Raw genomic sequence first — 16,832 nt, forward strand, 5'->3', positions numbered from 1 at the left:
CCGCCACATTTCGATACAGCAATCGATTGGGGAAGGGCGGCGGTTTGTCGTACTATATCGGGTGTGCGCATTTACCCTACAACCATAATAAGGAAAACCATGTTCTTTGCGTCGCGCCGCACTCCACATTCAGGCTTACGCCACGCGCTGAGCCGGGCCTTGATCTCAATCAGCTTGGTAGCAGGATTTTGTGTTTCTCCGGCGATGGCCGATGAATTAGCGGATGTGTCGCAATTATTGCGCGCAGGGCAGCATGGACAAGCTTTGGCCAAGGCCGATGCCTTCTTGAGCAAGAATCCAAAGGATGCGCAAATGCGCTTCCTGAAAGGCGTGATTCTGACCGAGCAAAACAAGTCGACAGAAGCAATCGCGATCTTCAGCAAGTTGACGGAAGATTATCCAACCTTGCCTGAGCCTTATAACAATCTGGCGGTCTTGTACGCGTCCAGTGGTCAATACGACAAGGCACGCACAGCGCTGGATATGGCGATTCGTACCAATCCAACTTACGCAACTGCCTATGAAAATCTGGGTGATGTGCATGCCAAATTGGCAAGTCAGGCCTACGATAAGGCACTGCAACTCGATAACAGCAATACCGCGGCAAAATCCAAATTGACGATGGTGCGCACCTTGGTTGGAAATACGACCGGCGGCACGAATCCGAAAGTAGCCGTGGTTGCAGCAGCAACACCAGCGCCAGCCAAAGTAGAACCGATCAAAGCAGAGCCGAAAGTCGAGCAGAAGCCGGTAGTCAAGGAAGTGCCTAAGGTCGAAGCCAAGCCTGAGCCGAAACATGATGCTAAGGCAGAGCAATTAGCCGAACAAAAAGCGGCACAGAAGGCAGCACAAAAAGCGGAAGCCGACGCCAAGCGTGAAGCCAAGGCTAAAGCCAATGCAGCAGCTGATGCTGAGCGTGATCAAGTTCTGGCGGCTGTCCATACCTGGGCCAAGGCATGGAGCGCACGTGACGTAAAAGGCTATCTGAATGCTTATTCCAATGACTTTGATTTGCCTGCAGGACAATCGCGCAAGGCGTGGGCGGATGAACGTCGTGCACGTATTGAGGACAAAGGACGCATCAGCGTGAAAATTGAAACGCCGCAAGTGAGCGTGAACGGGAATACTGCCACCGTGAAATTCCGCCAGGTGTACGATTCAGATCGTACCAAAGCGAATAGCCGCAAAACGCTGGTCATGACCAAGCAGGCTGGCAAATGGCATATCAAGCAGGAGCGTTCGGGTAGCTAATGGTTTGTTTGTGTAAACAGTTGCGATTAATCGCACATCGTCTCGGATATAAGGCAAGTACAACTGCTTTAGGATTAGTGGTCGCCGGCAGCATTATGTTGTCGTCGCCAGTTCTTGCTAACGGTAGCAAGCCGGGCATTCCGGCACGCCTCGATCCTGAAGTGATGCTGATTGATGTCTACAAGGCATTGTCGGCTAATCGCTTGCGTGATGCGCAGGCGAAAGCGGATGCCTTGGTAGCGGCCTATCCCAACTTCCGTCTTGGTCATTTGGTGCGTGGCGATTTATTGCTATTGCATACGCGCCCGATTAAAACGTTCGGTGCTGCTTCCAATGCACCTGCCGAGAGCCTCAATAATTTGCGCGATGAAGCGATCGTACGCTTGAAGTCTTTGCGCGAGCGGCCTGATCCGGATTTGATCCCACGTGCAATTTTGCAAATGCGCGATGACCAGAAAAACATTCTGCTGGTCGATGCCAAACGTTCGCGTCTTTATGTCTATGAGCGCGTCAACGGCAACTTCAAACTGGTGAGTGATTACTACATTAGCCAGGGCAAGCTCGGCGTCAACAAGTTCAAGGAAGGCGACCAAAAGACGCCACTTGGTGTGTATTACATTACTGCGCGTTTGCCTGGTGCACGTTTGCCGGAATTTTATGGTCCGGGTGCTTTGCCTATCAATTACCCGAATGAATGGGACAAGGCCAACGGCCGCAGCGGTTCTGGTATCTGGCTGCACGGTACGCCATCGGATAGTTACAGCCGCCCACCTTTGTCGTCAGATGGTTGCGTGGTGCTCACCAATCCTGATCTGAAAGAATTGTCTGCATCGGTGGAAATTGGTAATACGCCGGTGATCATCAGCGAAGATCTCAAGTTTGTCTCGAAGGCAAAATGGGATGCAGATCGTGTTGCGGCAAACAAGATGCTGGAAGCATGGCGTGTCGATCTGGAAACCACAGATCCTGAATTGCTGCGTCGTCATTATTCGCGCAACTTCAAGGCGATGCGCGGACAGAATCTGAATAACTGGCTGGATAAAGTACAGCAGTCTAATTTGGGTGCGCGCAAAATCAACGTCACTTTGCGTGATGTGACTTTGTTCCGTTATCCGGATCAGAAGGATCAGAAAGAATTGATCGTTGCGGCTTTCACGCAAGAAGCTGTGATCGGCAAAGGGAAGCACGTTACACGCAAGCGCCAGTATTGGGCCAAGGAAGGCGTGCAATGGAAAATCGTTTCCGAGGTTAATCTCTAATTAATTGCATCCGGCTATCTATCGATTCTGTTGTTCTCCCGAATCGGATACGGATGCAATACATGCATCACCCTCTAGCAATATTGCTCAAGTACTACACATCATTCCTCGTCTGATACAGCAGGCCTGTCTTCATACTTCTTTACAATTGTAAAAGACTATTTCTCTCGTGGATTTTACGCATGCAGCCTATATAGTGATTTCATACCGAAGCGATTAATGAAGCCAAATCTGGTTTTCGCAACGGCAAAAAGGAATCGATATGTTGCATAAAAAATGGATAGGTATTGCTCTGATAGCGACTGCTGCAGTTTCAACGACTGCCTTTGCAGATAACCGCGGTATCAACACAGCACTCGGTGCAGTAGTTGGCGCAGTCATCGGTAATAGCGTCGGTGGACAAAATGGCGCGATTGTCGGTGGCGTGCTGGGCGCTGCAGTTGGTGCAAGCGCTTCCGGTGGTCATGGCGATCGCTACTATGGCCGCCAACCGCAAGCTTATTACCAGGCACCTAACTACTATCGTCCCGCTCCTGCTTATGCAAGACCGTATTACCGCGATAGCTATGCGCAACGTGACGATTATCGTAATCAGTCTTACAGAGATGTGCGTCGCGTTGATTACGAGCCATACGGTCGCGGCGATTATCGTCGCTAGGATTCAGATTTTTAAGGGCATCGATACCGTTCAAATAGTGTCGATGCGAGATGAGAAGAAAGAATGTATTCCGCAGGAAATGTGAGTGCAGGTTTGAATTATCGGAAAAGAAGCGCAGCGGTTTGCATCACAAGATGTGCTGTTTGCTTCTTTAACGAATTGTTCGAAGAAAGGTGGTTGCGATGAAATCATTTAATCCAGGCGTAGCGAAACGCCTTACCATTTCGCTAGTGGCGCTGGCTGCACTGGGCGGATGCGCGATAGTGCCGTACAACGCCGGTTATTACGATCAGCCCGCTTATGTTGGCGGCCCTGTTTATGCCGCACCTGCTCCGGTCTATGTCGGCCCACCGGTGAGTATAGGTCTGGGTTTTGGATACTACAGAGGTGGTGGTCATGGCTATTACGGTCATGGTCATCGCGGTTGGAGATAAGCGATAGTTGATGACGAACTGAGTCAGAAAATAAAAATGGCTAGCCTTTATCGGCTAGCCATTTTTTTATCGTAATGAGAATAATCGTATCGTCATTAAGGCGCAGTGTTTAGCGCCTATGACACTTTAAAATTAACGACGATAGTCCCGATACTCGCGTGGTCCACGGTAATACGGACGGGGAGAATGATAATGAGGACCGTAGTATGGGCGATAACTTGAGCCATATACAACTACCGGAGGTGGCACATAAACGACAGGTGGCGGTGGTTGGTAGACGGGGATGTTATTGCCGTAAACGATAGGTGGCGCGTAATAATTTGAATAGTTATTAAGCGGCGGCGCATAGTACATCGGAGGTGGTGCATAGTAACCGCCTCCGTAACCGCCAAGGCCGACACCCACGTTGACGGACCAGTGACCGCCTGCCATTGCTGGTGCAGCAGCCAATAAGGCTGCACTTGCTACCAAGCCGGCAAGGGAAATGGAAAGAATTTTTTTCATGGCAATCTCACTCAGTGATGATTGTATTTAACGCCTAATTGCCTCAATCAGCCACAGCTAATTGGTAAAGCCTGTAACAAGATGTATCGCTTAATAAATAGGCAACAAAGCGATATTTTCTTGCAGAGAGAAGTACGCGCTACGGTGATTTCTCTATGCAGATGTATTCGATATTAGTTCGGATCACTTGCTACCAATAGACTGCAGCGTATTTTTTCAACGAGTAGAGCATCGGTAGACCCGCGCCACCAACGCATGGCCAATGACTGCAGGCGCGAATGGCCAACGATCACAAGCTCTATCCCCAATTTGTCGACCATGTCTGCAATCATGGGCACCGGCTCACCCATTTCGAGATGCGGGTGCACGGTCAAACCGGCTTCGCGCAAATGAGCATGACCGGCAGCTAGTTCATCTGCCATTTTTTGCTTTTCGGCCGCAATCTCTTCTTCGACACCAAGCATCGCCACCATCGCATATTCACCGATGACGACGGATTGAGGAGGGCTAACGACGGCGAGCAAATGGATCTCAGTAGCGGGGCCGGGAGCGAGTCTTACACATTCTTGCAAAGCGGAACGGCTTTCGGGTGTGCCATTGTAGGCGACCAGAATTTTGCGATACATATAGCCTCCTGATTAGCGATAGTGTGCAATATCAGTATATCGCTAACGGGACCCGGAGCAAGAAAATAGCTTGTTCTTGTGCAATTCAAGAATTGCTCGTCATGTGTGCTGACTTCAGCCGAGAAAAATTCAAAGCGACCAGGAGGACACCAATGGCGCCGATGGTAATCACGACACTGGTGCCCAGATAGGCAATGGCCAAGCCTGCAGCACCGACGCCTACCGATTGGCCCAAGTAGAAAAAGGAGGCAAAGGCCGAAACGGCTGCACCGCGTCGTTCTGGTGCCATTTGCGTGGCATTGATCTGCAAAGTGTTATGCAGCATATAAAAACCGAGGCCAGCAGCGAAACACCCCGGTATTGCCCACCACCAGCTTGGCGCCAGCCCAATGGTCAGGAAGGAGGCGGTGATGATAATGCCACCCCAGAGAGCCAAGCCTTTTTCACCCAGATTGCGTACCAACTTGCGTGAAGTGCTGGCATACAGCAAGCCGCCCAGGCCGAATAGCATGACCAGGGAAGCGGCATTCGTCAGCGATATTTGATGCTTGTGATGCAAATGCGTGGCGATGAATGCAAAAGCACCATACAAGAAGCCGCCTTCCAGAAACACTGTCATCAGTACGACGCGCGCCCATGGTTTCGACAATACTTGCCGGAACTCGTTAATCATGCGCGGCACTACTGCACCTTCAGCTTTGTGTGTGGTCAGTGCGTAAGCTGGCAGGCGTCGATTGAAGGAAAACAGTGTCAGGCTGATCAAGACAAAACACAGTGAAATGCCGAAAAACGGCACACGCCAGCTGAAATAATCGGCGGCCAGACCACCCAGCAATACACCTGCAGAAATACCGACAATTTGCCCAATCAGGAACTGGGCAAGCACAGGTTGGCGCTCGTCATAAGGAACGACGTCGCCGATCCAGGCCATGGATAAGGGAATGATGGCCGCTGCAGTTGCTCCCGCCAGCAGGCGTGCGACCAGAAGCAGAGGATAGCTGGGCGCGAGTGCACATAGCAGCGCGGTCAAGGCGCAGGCTACACATGCACAGGAAATGACAAAGTACTTCCCGAAGCGGTCGCCAACCGGGCCGAAAAACAATTGGGAGATGCCGTACGCGATGGAAAAAGCGGTAATGACATAAGAAACATTCCCCAGGGAAATGCCGAATTCTTGTGCCAGTCGGGGCAATAAAGGGTCGGTAACCCGTAGCGAAATCGCGCTACCGAAGGCGGCAAGCGATAAGGCAGGGATAGCGAGTGCAGGGATGGATGGTGCGGATTGCGCAGAAGAGCCGTCAGACATGGTGCATTTCAATTTAATCCTGAAGAACGAAGCGTACAGGAAATTCATACATATTATTTGCAGGAATCAACATTAAGGCATTCTTTTAAGCTCCGCTTAAGCTGGCCATCCTATCTTGGACATACCGTATTCATGGGAAATGTTTGCATTTCTTCATCTTTTCCTACACGAAGTTGCGTTGCTGTCCTATATGGCGGAGTCCACGGTACCGCTACGATGCCAATATCCTGCTCAAACTGGCTGTTTGCTGCATGAGTAAGCGAGGGATTTGAGAGCAAGGTGAAGCACTCTGGGATAAGACGTAGCGATTTGAGGCGCACTAAATCAGAGGTGATCATGTCCATACTCCAAACAACACCACAAGATATTTTCAAGCATTTGATTGCAGAGAAATTAGGCGACGTTGAATGGCCGGGATATATCAATACACGCCATGAAATTGCCGAGCATCAAGCCGAACGAATTGAAAAGATGTTGAAAAGAAAGCGTGTGGAAGCTCTGAGGTATTTGGGAAATAAAATCCGGATGGAAGGTTATGCCTATAACAAAACCGAGCCATCCATTTTTACACCGCAATTTGTGCATGCGCTGGGAGAAGAGAACTTCTTGCAGCGCAAGAAACGTAATCCATGGTTAGGAATGAAGCAACAGATGAGTAAGGATAGTGTGAATAAGGTACTGGGGCCACATGCCAATATTTTGCCTTTCGGGCCGCAGATTACAGTTGGTAGTGAGTTGATTGCGGGCACGCTTCCTTAATACTTTCTGTTGAAGAACCTTCTATTGAATCGAGAATACACCATGAGAAAACTTCACTACACCCTATTGATATGCGCAATCACCGTGATTGGTGGTTTGTTCATCATTGCGCATCCAATACGCGCAGCGGCAGAAAGCAGCCCGGATCAATTTATTGAGCAAACGCAAATCAGCGCCTTGGTCACGATGGCGATCCCGCCATATAAATGGTGAGCTCTGGCATCAAGATCGGGTGAGATGACGCCGCGAGCGGGGTCGAGAAGATAAAGTAAAAAACCGGATGCACATCACTGTGCATCCGGTTTCTAGTCATGGTGCTCGCATAATAAGAGGCACCTTGATGCTATCCATATTTATTGAAGACGAATTTCACCATCAAAGGTGATATTCAATTTAAGTCCTTCAATTTCCAGAGTGACCTTTGCAGGGAATGATTCGGTCCCGGCAATGCTGCCGTTCGCTATCGCTGCTTCCACTGCTTTTTCGATTTCATGCTGTGAGCTAACTCCCACCATTTTCAAGAATTTACGCATGCTGAGATTGAAATTTTCTTCGTCCATAATGAACTCCTGTCGATAGGTAGGGAAGTGACGTGTCGCTAGACACTAGTGGCGTACGATCATTCAGAATAGTACATATACCCATGAGCAACATGGGGCATTGCTGTCATCACCTCAACAGTCTACTACTCGTTTGGCCTGGCAGGAGCATGCTTGCAACCTGAAGTACAACAAGCGCTGCGCAGAAATAAACAGGTGAAATAAAAAGAGCCCGATTCAAGTTATGAATCGGGCTCTTGCACATGCAGTCGCTACCTTGTATTGCGATCAGCAAACAAGATTATTTAGACCGGCCATTGCTCCAGACGATAAGCAGAATCCCAGAACATCCATTCCAGTTTGGCTGCATGCGTATAAGCGATATGCATGTCACGACGTGTCTCTTCACTGGCAACAGACGCTACGCGATCAACAGTTGCGATCACAGCGCGCACAGCCGCGTGGAATTCTTCACCACCGTAGGTGCCTATCCATGAGTCGTAAGGATTGTTCTTGCCTGTGCGGCCGAGAATATCGCGACCGATTTCGGCGTAGATCCAGAAGCAGGGCAGCAAACCGGCCAAAGCGACCGGATAAGATGCGCTCCACGAATTTGCCAGCAGATAGCTGCTGTAATGATGCGTGGTTGGCGATAGTGGTGTGGCAGCAAAGGTAGCCGGGCTGACGCCGAATTGCTCCATGAAATCCTTGTGCAGGCTGCGCTCGACCACCACTGCGCCGTGTGCTGCGTTGGCGAACTGCACTACTTCGTCTGCATTGTCTGCTTTGGCCGCGGCAACGGCCAATGCGCGGCCGAAAGCGACCAGATAATGCGCATCCTGAATCATGTAATGACGGAAGCGCTCTTTGCTCAATGTGCCGTCAGCGAGTTCCTGATTGAACGGCATTGTGCGGATTGTTTCAAACAAGGCCGCATTCTTCTTCCAGATTTCAGCAGTAAAAGACATGGTGTTCCTTAACGAGGATGGTGGCCCGTCGCATGCGTACGGGCAGGGATTCAGGAGTATTGGAGCGGAGTGTAAACGTGATCGAAGAACTCACGCTCCAGCTTGACGGCGCGACCGAACATATCCGCACTGCGTACTTGTCCATCGGCATCGAGTGCGGCACCAGTGCGATCCAGTTCTGAACGCAACCAGTCAATGAATTCGGCAAAGGCTGGGTTGTTATGCAAGGTAATCCACTCTGCATGAATAAAGCGTTCCGGCAGCTTGGCGTTTGGACGATCGGCCCAGCTCAAGTACAACCATTCAGCCACGACCAGGACAGACAGGCACAAAGGATAGATTCGGCTTTCAGCTGCTTCTGCCATCAAGTCCTGGAAGGCCTTGGTCGGCGCAGTCAATTGCGGCGCAGTGCGGTGTTTGGCAGTGGTACCGAGTTCATCAAATGCGCGCAGGAAATAGGTATTTTCATCGCTGGTAATCATCGCTGCAAAGCGTGCCAGTCGTACTCGTGACTCGAAGCGATCAGCGCTGGCAATGGCTGCGCCGAGCAGGGCGACGAAGCGATCGATGAATTGATAATCCTGCACCAGATAATGTTGCAGCACATCTTCTGCTACTGATCCGGCAAATAACTCATCGATGAAGCGATGATTGATCGCAGCATTCCAGTTATCTTGATTTTGTTCGCGCAGCCATTCCGTAAATGTACTGGCAGTATTTTTTCTGGCGTTGAATTGTGTGTCGGTCATGAGAAATTTCAGGATGATCCAATGGCGTGTCGCGCAGCCATCGTCAACTTTACGGGAATATAAGAAGTGATGAACGTTGCAAAAATCGTTCACCTCGATTCGTGCCGATCAAGTCGGCAGTGACGAATTTTACAGTGCCGGGTATTTTTTTGCGTTGATCACAAGCTTGTCTTGAATCGCGGCATTCAAATCAACCTTGAGGACCGAAGCCAGACGTATCAGATACAGCGCAACATCAGCCAGTTCCTGACGCACGTGTTCGGCGGTTTCCGGCGCTTGTGCCACCTGCCAGGATTCTTCTTCGGTACGCCACTGGAATATCTCTACCAGCTCGCCCACTTCACCGGTCAGCGCCATGGCTAGATTTTTTGGTGAATGGAATTGTTGCCAATTACGCGCATCAGCGAATTCTTCCAGTACGTTTTCTAATGCTTGGGTGTCGAGCAGAGTTTTTGTCATGAATTGTGCAAGTTGAATGACGATGAGCTGCAATGATAGCGCAACAGTCGTTCATGACCTGGATCGTACAGTTGGCTATGTTGAGAGTGCGCAAGTCATCGCGTGCATCAAGTTTTCAATGTTGTTATCGATAGTGATGTCCGACAAAAAAGAAACTGCAGGAATGTTGCGCTGCAGTACATGCAGGTACGTGGATTCCACAATTTACCGTTTTCTTAACATCTCTTATATTCCACTCAGTGGTTTCAGTGGCGTATGCATTGTTTCGTCGTGAGAGTACGCGTATCAACTACTGGTGAATAACCAGTGTTTGAAAATACATAGAATCATCAATCCAGAAGGAAGAGCAATGAGTAAAGTATTATTCGCAGCATTTGCGTTGGCTATGATTTTGGCTGGTTGTGGCGCTGACAGCCATACACCTGCAGAGCCTGCTGCAGCAACAAGCACAGACCCAGCTGCACCATTGAGCCCGGAAGCTGAAGCTGAAAAAGAAAAAATCCGTAAACAAAATGCTGCTGCAGAAGCCGCATTGTCCGGACATTAATCTTAGTCAGGTCTGCAAAATAAAAAACCGTCGCATGCGACGGTTTTTTTATGTCTGTGATACCCATTCAGGTATCAGTTTATTTGACGAGTTATCTCAATAAGATGAGCGTATCTACGTCGACCTCCGGACTTTGAAGAAAGTCTTTTTCCACTTTCCCTCTTAATTCGACTTTGGTATTCGCATCAACTTGCTGCCCCGCGAAACGCTTGGCATCGATCTCAACGCGAATTTCACCAGTTCCATCGGAGAGGATGTATTTGTCGTGTCCGACTTGCTTGATCAGAAGCCCGCGTAGCATGACAGGTTGATCGTCGACTGGATTTTTCAGGATATCAGCCACTGAGCTGACGGTAATCTGTGCTGATGGACCAACGTACTGTGCTTGCACTACGACCGGGGAACACATTAATGCGGCAGTTGCCGCGAGAACCAATGCTGCTCTTTTACTTTTGATATTCATCCAAAGTCTCCTTTTGTCAGAGTGAGTGCTGCTCGTAGTTCACTGCCTATATTAAGCCTAATTCCTTGATGAGGAGAAAAAGTCGAAAAGCAGTCTGTCTGTATCGAACAATGGCGAATGACATTTTTCAGGAATTCTTATTCAAAATTGATCGTGAACGATGCGTTTCTATCGGCTTAGGTACAATATGTCCTCAAGGCGATGTGAAAAATCGTGATGAACGATTGCTTTGAGAAAGTGAATTTAACCGACCATTATTTTGGAAGTGAAAATGAATTTAACAGAGATCGTTAGCCAGTTCGAAACGCGTGAAGCGGGTACAGATTCTTACGTTGAACTGCGTGCACAGTGCCTGTCCCTTATCGACAATGATGCGAATAACGCCACCGCATATTTCCTGATCGCCAGCTTTGCCAGATCGTATGTCATTCTTTACGAAGAAGAAGCCGTGACTATCGATGTTGCGCGTAAGGCAAAAACCTCGATGCTGAATTATTTGCGCCAGATCGTCGCAGCGCAGAGTGGAACTGCAGAGGCACGCTTGTCTGCCGTTAATGCAATCGTGATCGATTATCTGCGCGGCGAAAAAATATTTTAATGGCGCTTCGCCAAATCTGAACCGGAAAAGGTTTGCCTGCGTGGCAGATTGCTTTTCCGTATTCTGAATTTTCCACACCGTTTAAATGAGGCAGAAATGGACGTGCGCACGTCGCGTCAAATTGCGCGTTGTGAAATCGTTTGGATATTGTGGATTTGAAATATGAAAAATCAGCGAGGAGAAAAGTGCTGATTTTATTGAAATACAGTGGGGTGGCTGATGGGGCTCGAACCCACGACAACAGGAATCACAATCCTGGACTCTACCAACTGAGCTACAGCCACCACTGATTTACAACTATCTGACTAACAATGTTTGCTAGACAGCTGCGCATTATACAAAATTCATACGCGGCTGGCAAATCAAATAAAGAAATGAATCGATTTTTTCTCAGGCAGCCGTTTTTGCCGGCATTTCCGTGACTGAGGGATGCTGATTCAGCAATTGTGCGAAGGCTTGAACAAGGGCGCTGCGGCTGCCAGTTGTGAAGGCTTGCAGTGATCCGGCAGTTGTTTCAAATCTTTGCAGGCCGCGTTGTTGCAATAGTCGCTCGAGCTGACGCGACACAGCTTCGCCGGTATCGATGATGGTGACTGGTACGGCACTTTCACGTTGGGCGATTGCTTCGATCAACGGTTGTACGAAAGGGTAGTGCGTACAACCCAAGGCCAGCGTATCTGCACCGCCACGCAGCAACGGTGTGACGTAGCGTTCCAGCATGGCGGCTGTTTCAGGTGAGTCCAGCTCACCTTTTTCAATTTTTTCAACCAGACCGACGCAAGCTTGCGACAGAAACGTGACGCCAGTTGATGAGCTGATTTGGTCGCGCAGGGTGATGAAGCGGCTACTTGCGATGGTGCTGGCTGTCGCCAATACGCCAGCTTTGCCACTTTTGCTAAAAACGGCTGCGGGTTTGAGCCCTGGTTCGACGCCAACTACGATCAATTCCGGGTAATGCTGGCGCAAGGCATCGATGGCTGCAGCGGTCGCGGTATTGCAGGCGACGACGATGGCCTTGATGTTCTTGGTTGCAAGAAAAGAAGCGATTGCCAAAGTGCGTTCGATGATTTCAGCATCGGATTTGCCGCCGTATGGAGCGTAGCCGGAGTCGGCAAAGCACAATAAATGTTCGGACGGCAAGCGCGCCTGGATATGACGCAGGACCGACAAGGCACCAACGCCCGAGTCGAAGATGCCTATCGGTGCGTCGGCTGCAACAGGATCAGGATATGCGGAGAATGCCACGTCGGTTTGCGATGTCAGATTGATCGATATGCGGTGTCAGACCGCGGTAACAGGAATCTCGTTCAAACGAATCTTCTCGATCTTCTCTTTCCATTCCTTGGGTCCAGTTGTATGTACCGAAGTGCCGTTTGAGTCAACCGCGACTGTGACGGGCATATCTGTCACATCGAATTCGTAAATTGCTTCCATACCCAGATCCTCGAAGCCGAGTACCTTGGCTGTCTTGATCGCTTTCGATACCAGATACGCGGCACCGCCAACGGCCATCAGGTAAGCCGATTGATGTTTCTTGATTGCTTCAATCGCGGTTGGGCCACGTTCTGCCTTGCCGACCATCGAGATCAAACCGGTTTGCGCCAACATCATTTCGGTAAATTTATCCATGCGTGTTGCCGTTGTTGGGCCAGCTGGACCAACTGCTTCATCGCGTACTGGATCGACCGGGCCGACGTAATAGATGATGCGATTGGTAAAGTCGACTGGTAGTTTTTCGCCTTTGGCCAACATGTCTTGGATGCGTTTGTGTGCAGCATCGCGACCGGTCAACATCTTGCCGTTCAAGAGCAAGGTTTGACCTGGCTTCCACGAAGCGACTTCTTCCTTGGTCAATGTATTCAGATCGACGCGTTTGGATTGTTCTGTATTTGGCGTCCAGTTGACGTTTGGCCAATCGGACAGTGATGGTGGATCCAGATAAACGGGACCGGAACCATCGAGTACGAAGTGTGCATGGCGTGTGGCGGCGCAGTTCGGGATCATGGCGACTGGTTTGGATGCCGCATGTGTCGGATGCATCATGATCTTCACGTCGAGCACAGTGGTCAAACCACCGAGGCCTTGTGCGCCTATGCCGAGCGAATTGATCTTGTCACACAATTCAATGCGCAGTTCTTCTGTCTTATTTTGCGGGCCGCGTTTTTTCAAATCGTACATGTTGATGTCTTCCATTAACACTTGTTTGGCCATCAGCATTGCGCGTTCTGCTGTGCCGCCGATACCAATACCGAGCATGCCTGGTGGGCACCAGCCTGCGCCCATCAAAGGCACGGTTTGCATGACCCAATCGACCAGCGAGTCGGATGGGTTGAGCATGACGAACTTGGTTTTGTTTTCCGAGCCACCGCCTTTAGCCGCAACCTGAATATCTACAGTGTTGCCAGGAACCAATTCCATGTGCACAACAGCAGGTGTGTTGTCTTTGGTGTTTTTACGTTCGAAATGCGGATCAGCCACGATCGATGCGCGCAGCGTATTGTCTGGATGGTTGTATGCCTGACGTACACCTTCATTCACCGCGTCGGTGATTGATCCTTTGCCGAATCCTTCAAAGCGCACTTCCATACCGATTTTCAAGAAGACATTGACGATGCCGGTGTCCTGGCAAAGAGGGCGCTTACCTTCTGCGCACATGCGCGAATTGGTCAGGATTTGCGCAATCGCATCTTTTGCTGCCGGACTTTGTTCTGCCTCGTATGCGCGAGCCAAGTGCTGGATGTAATCCTGCGGATGGTAGTAGCTGATGTACTGTAATGCTGCAGCAACGGATTCGATTAAATCGTCTTGTTTAATGATGGTCATGGCAGTGTCGGCTGTGAGCGTTAGTGGGAAGATTTATTCAGTGCGTTTGTGTCCGCCATGATGCGATCAGCATAGGCAATCGCCATTGCGGACAACAGGAAGACAATATGTATGCCGGTTTGCGCGTATAGCGTTTTTGCATCATAAGCAGATGCGTTGATGAAAGTCTTCAGCAAATGGATGGACGAGATGCCGATGATCGCTGTCGCCAGTTTGACTTTCAGTACCGATGCGTTGACGTGTGACAACCATTCCGGTTGATCGGGATGACTTTCCAGGTTCATGCGCGAGACGAAGGTTTCGTAGCCGCCGATAATCACCATGATCAACAGGTTGGAAATCATGACCACGTCGATCAGGCCGAGTACGACCAACATGATGGTTGTTTCGGTAAGCTTCTCCGCGCGTTGTGTGCCGGGAATTGTGACCACATCTAAAATATGCTTCAAGGATTCAGGATTGCCGAGGATGGCACCGATCAAATCCGACAGTTCGACCCAAAAATGATAAACGTAGACGCATTGCGCCAGAATCAGACCCAGATACAATGGCAGTTGCAGCCAGCGCGTCATGAAAATGAAGCCAGCTAGAGGATGAATGGCCTTTTTTGTTGGCAATTCGTCAGTATGTACAGGTGATGTCATGGGATGCGTTGAGGTAACAAGGAACAAAATAGAAGACTGCATTTTACACGTGCATGCGCTTTTTCTGTACGACAGCAGTTAGTCAATTTCAACCTGCTGAAGCCGGATTTGTGTAAGGCTTCAGTAAGTGTAAAAGCATATTGTGAGTAACAAATAAAATCCGTAACGGAGGGGACGATGTCCAGTATTGAAAGCTTCAAGCAAGAGGCGCGGGTGTTTAATCCGCCTGTTGAGTTCGTTAAAAATGCTGCTATTAGTGGTATGGATGCATATCGCGCACTGTGCGCCGAGGCAGAAGAAGATTACGAAGGATTCTGGGCGCGTCTTGCTCAGCAAAATATTCAATGGAGCAAACCGTTCACCAAAAAACTGGATGAATCCAATGCGCCATTCTATAAATGGTTTGAAGACGGTGAATTAAACGTCTCCTACAACTGCCTGGATCGTCATCTGCATAATGGCAATGCCGACAAGGTTGCGCTCATTTTTGAATCCGATGATGGCAAAGTTACACGGGTTACTTATAAAGAACTGTATGAACGCGTCTGCAAATTTGCCAACGGCTTGAAAGAGCTGGGCATCCAGAAAGGCGATCGCGTCATTATTTATATGCCGATGTCGATCGAAGGTGTGGCAGCGATGCAGGCATGTGCACGTATCGGCGCAACGCACTCGGTCGTATTCGGTGGCTTCTCTGCCAAATCGCTGCAGGAACGTATTATCGATGCAGGCGCAGTAGCGGTGCTGACTTCTGACTACCAGGTACGCGGCGGTAAAAACCTGCCGCTGAAATCCATCGTCGATGAAGCACTCGCGCTCGGCGGTTGCAACACTATCCGCAATGTCGTCGTCTACAAACGCACTGGCGGAGACATGAACTTCGTCGCCGGTCGTGATATCTGGTTGCATGACTTGGTTGAGAAGCAAGTCGCGGAATGTGAGCCGGTAGCAGTCGGTGCCGAGCATCCATTGTTCATTCTTTACACATCCGGCTCGACCGGTAAGCCAAAAGGCGTGCAGCATTCATCCGCAGGCTATCTGCTGTGGGCGATGTTGACGATGAAGTGGACCTTTGACATCAAACCTAATGATGTTTATTGGTGTACCGCCGACATTGGCTGGATCACCGGTCACACTTATGTGACTTATGGCCCATTGGCTTGCGGTGCGACACAAATCGTATTCGAAGGCGTACCGATGTTCCCGAACGCTGGTCGTTTCTGGGACATGGTGCAAAAGCACAAGGTCACGATTTTCTACACTGCACCGACGGCGATTCGTTCATTGATCAAAGCTGCGGATGCAGATCCTGCTGTGCATCCAAGCAAATACGATTTAAGCAGCTTGCGCTTGCTCGGTTCAGTTGGCGAACCGATTAATCCAGAAGCATGGATGTGGTACTACAAACATATCGGTGGCGAACGTTGCCCGATTGCCGATACTTTCTGGCAAACAGAAACCGGCGGTCACGTGATCTCACCTATGCCGGGTGCTACACCTATGGTGCCGGGTTCATGCACCTTGCCGCTGCCAGGTATTACCGCTGCGGTCGTCGATGATGGTGGCCACGATCTGCCGGACGGGAAGGGCGGCTTGCTAGTCATCAAACGTCCATGGCCGTCGATGATCCGCAATATCTGGAACGATCCAGAGCGCTTCACCAAGAGCTACTTCCCGGCAGAACTCGGCGGTACAACCTACCTCGCAGGTGACGGTGCAATCCGCAATGAAGAAACCGGTTACTTCACCATCACCGGTCGTATCGATGACGTGCTGAACATCTCCGGTCATCGTATGGGTACAGCAGAAATTGAATCCGCATTGGTCGCCAATCCTATCGTGGCCGAAGCAGCCGTCGTCGGTAAGCCGGATGAAACCACCGGCGAATCGATTTGCGCTTTTGTCGTATTGAAGCGTAGCCGCCCAACCGGTGATGAAGCCAAACAAATCGCCAAGGAATTGCGTGACTGGGTAGCGAAAGAAATCGGTCCGATCGCCAAACCGAAAGAAATCCGTTTTGGTGACAACTTGCCAAAAACACGTTCCGGCAAAATCATGCGTCGTCTATTGCGTGTACTGGCGAAAGACGAAGTGATTACGCAAGATATCTCGACCCTGGAGAATCCGGCAATTCTGGAACAATTGAAGCAAGCTCAATAAAAATATTGATCTGCATTCAATGCAAAGCCGTCGTAGTTACTCGCTGCGACGGCTTTTTTACGTCTAGTAATCTTAGATAGTGAGG

Annotated in this window: 20 protein-coding genes and 1 tRNA gene; 9 read left to right on the forward strand and 12 right to left on the reverse strand. The window is 49.9% G+C overall.

The features are described from left to right. Positions 1-99: 99 nt before the first annotated feature. From AC07N2_RS10430 to AC07N2_RS10445, 4 genes are all read left to right on the forward strand, one after another. A complete protein-coding gene (locus AC07N2_RS10430; protein WP_494778226.1) occupies positions 100-1,251 on the forward strand; it encodes a nuclear transport factor 2 family protein in 1,152 nt (383 codons plus the stop codon). Between the two features lie 95 nt (positions 1,252-1,346). Continuing rightward, entirely contained in the window at positions 1,347-2,510 is a 1,164-nt protein-coding gene (locus tag AC07N2_RS10435) for a L,D-transpeptidase family protein (RefSeq protein WP_494778227.1), read from the forward strand. A 262-nt stretch (positions 2,511-2,772) separates the two neighbouring features. Next, the gene (locus tag AC07N2_RS10440; RefSeq protein WP_494778228.1) at positions 2,773-3,168 is read left to right on the forward strand and encodes a YMGG-like glycine zipper-containing protein; all 396 of its coding nucleotides are present in this window, start codon (positions 2,773-2,775) and stop codon (positions 3,166-3,168) included. 182 nt (positions 3,169-3,350) lie between these two features. After that, positions 3,351-3,602 (forward strand): hypothetical protein, encoded by a 252-nt coding sequence (locus AC07N2_RS10445; RefSeq protein ID WP_494778229.1) that lies wholly within the window; start codon positions 3,351-3,353, stop codon positions 3,600-3,602. 132 nt (positions 3,603-3,734) lie between these two features. Here AC07N2_RS10445 and AC07N2_RS10450 read toward each other — a convergent pair whose 3' ends face one another. From AC07N2_RS10450 to AC07N2_RS10460, 3 genes are all read right to left on the reverse strand, one after another. Continuing rightward, complete coding sequence (locus AC07N2_RS10450; RefSeq protein ID WP_494778230.1) at positions 3,735-4,106, reverse strand: hypothetical protein; 372 nt, start codon at positions 4,104-4,106, stop codon at positions 3,735-3,737. A 173-nt stretch (positions 4,107-4,279) separates the two neighbouring features. Then, positions 4,280-4,732 carry a universal stress protein gene (locus AC07N2_RS10455; RefSeq protein WP_494778231.1) on the reverse strand — a complete coding sequence of 151 codons (453 nt, stop codon included), beginning with the start codon at positions 4,730-4,732 and terminating at the stop codon, positions 4,280-4,282. An 85-nt stretch (positions 4,733-4,817) separates the two neighbouring features. Next, complete coding sequence (locus AC07N2_RS10460) at positions 4,818-6,038, reverse strand: MFS transporter (protein WP_494778232.1); 1,221 nt, start codon at positions 6,036-6,038, stop codon at positions 4,818-4,820. A gap of 336 nt (positions 6,039-6,374) precedes the next feature. Here AC07N2_RS10460 and AC07N2_RS10465 point away from each other — a divergent pair, with 336 nt between their 5' ends. Continuing rightward, complete coding sequence (locus AC07N2_RS10465; protein WP_494778233.1) at positions 6,375-6,797, forward strand: hypothetical protein; 423 nt, start codon at positions 6,375-6,377, stop codon at positions 6,795-6,797. Between the two features lie 42 nt (positions 6,798-6,839). Beyond that, entirely contained in the window at positions 6,840-7,010 is a 171-nt protein-coding gene (locus AC07N2_RS10470; RefSeq protein WP_157889138.1) for a hypothetical protein, read from the forward strand. Positions 7,011-7,150: 140 nt separating this feature from the next. Here the strand turns inward: AC07N2_RS10470 and AC07N2_RS10475 are convergent, their stop codons facing one another. From AC07N2_RS10475 to AC07N2_RS10490, 4 genes are all read right to left on the reverse strand, one after another. After that, positions 7,151-7,357: a DUF6494 family protein gene (locus AC07N2_RS10475; RefSeq protein WP_076591961.1), complete on the reverse strand. Its 207-nt coding sequence runs from the start codon at positions 7,355-7,357 to the stop codon at positions 7,151-7,153. Positions 7,358-7,641: 284 nt separating this feature from the next. After that, positions 7,642-8,304: a thiaminase II gene (gene tenA / locus AC07N2_RS10480; RefSeq protein ID WP_494778234.1), complete on the reverse strand. Its 663-nt coding sequence runs from the start codon at positions 8,302-8,304 to the stop codon at positions 7,642-7,644. A gap of 50 nt (positions 8,305-8,354) precedes the next feature. Then, complete coding sequence (locus tag AC07N2_RS10485; protein WP_494778235.1) at positions 8,355-9,053, reverse strand: TenA family protein; 699 nt, start codon at positions 9,051-9,053, stop codon at positions 8,355-8,357. Positions 9,054-9,182: 129 nt separating this feature from the next. Next, positions 9,183-9,512, reverse strand: coding sequence for a nucleotide pyrophosphohydrolase (locus tag AC07N2_RS10490; protein WP_494778236.1), 330 nt, complete (start codon positions 9,510-9,512; stop codon positions 9,183-9,185). Between the two features lie 349 nt (positions 9,513-9,861). Here AC07N2_RS10490 and AC07N2_RS10495 point away from each other — a divergent pair, with 349 nt between their 5' ends. Continuing rightward, entirely contained in the window at positions 9,862-10,059 is a 198-nt protein-coding gene (locus AC07N2_RS10495; protein ID WP_494778237.1) for a hypothetical protein, read from the forward strand. Between the two features lie 91 nt (positions 10,060-10,150). Here AC07N2_RS10495 and AC07N2_RS10500 read toward each other — a convergent pair whose 3' ends face one another. Beyond that, a complete protein-coding gene (locus AC07N2_RS10500; RefSeq protein ID WP_494778238.1) occupies positions 10,151-10,522 on the reverse strand; it encodes a YgiW/YdeI family stress tolerance OB fold protein in 372 nt (123 codons plus the stop codon). 271 nt (positions 10,523-10,793) lie between these two features. Here AC07N2_RS10500 and AC07N2_RS10505 point away from each other — a divergent pair, with 271 nt between their 5' ends. Continuing rightward, positions 10,794-11,120, forward strand: a complete 327-nt coding sequence (locus tag AC07N2_RS10505; protein ID WP_494778239.1) for a hypothetical protein — start codon at positions 10,794-10,796, stop codon at positions 11,118-11,120. Positions 11,121-11,328: 208 nt separating this feature from the next. On the opposite strand, the gene AC07N2_RS10510 is transcribed toward AC07N2_RS10505, so the two are convergent. The 4 genes from AC07N2_RS10510 to AC07N2_RS10525 all read right to left on the reverse strand — a co-directional run bounded on the left by AC07N2_RS10510 (position 11,329) and on the right by AC07N2_RS10525 (position 14,587). Continuing rightward, a tRNA-His gene (locus AC07N2_RS10510) sits at positions 11,329-11,404 on the reverse strand. A gap of 106 nt (positions 11,405-11,510) precedes the next feature. Next, positions 11,511-12,365, reverse strand: coding sequence for a glutamate racemase (murI, locus tag AC07N2_RS10515; protein WP_494778240.1), 855 nt, complete (start codon positions 12,363-12,365; stop codon positions 11,511-11,513). Positions 12,366-12,401: 36 nt separating this feature from the next. Then, entirely contained in the window at positions 12,402-13,943 is a 1,542-nt protein-coding gene (locus AC07N2_RS10520) for a fumarate hydratase (protein ID WP_494778241.1), read from the reverse strand. A gap of 20 nt (positions 13,944-13,963) precedes the next feature. Beyond that, complete coding sequence (locus tag AC07N2_RS10525) at positions 13,964-14,587, reverse strand: YqhA family protein (protein ID WP_076591954.1); 624 nt, start codon at positions 14,585-14,587, stop codon at positions 13,964-13,966. 177 nt (positions 14,588-14,764) lie between these two features. Between AC07N2_RS10525 and acs the strand changes: the two genes are divergently transcribed. After that, positions 14,765-16,747, forward strand: coding sequence for an acetate--CoA ligase (acs, locus tag AC07N2_RS10530; RefSeq protein ID WP_494778242.1), 1,983 nt, complete (start codon positions 14,765-14,767; stop codon positions 16,745-16,747). Positions 16,748-16,832 lie beyond the last annotated feature (85 nt).

The organism is Herminiimonas sp. GW821-FHT09C12 (assembly GCF_059416385.1).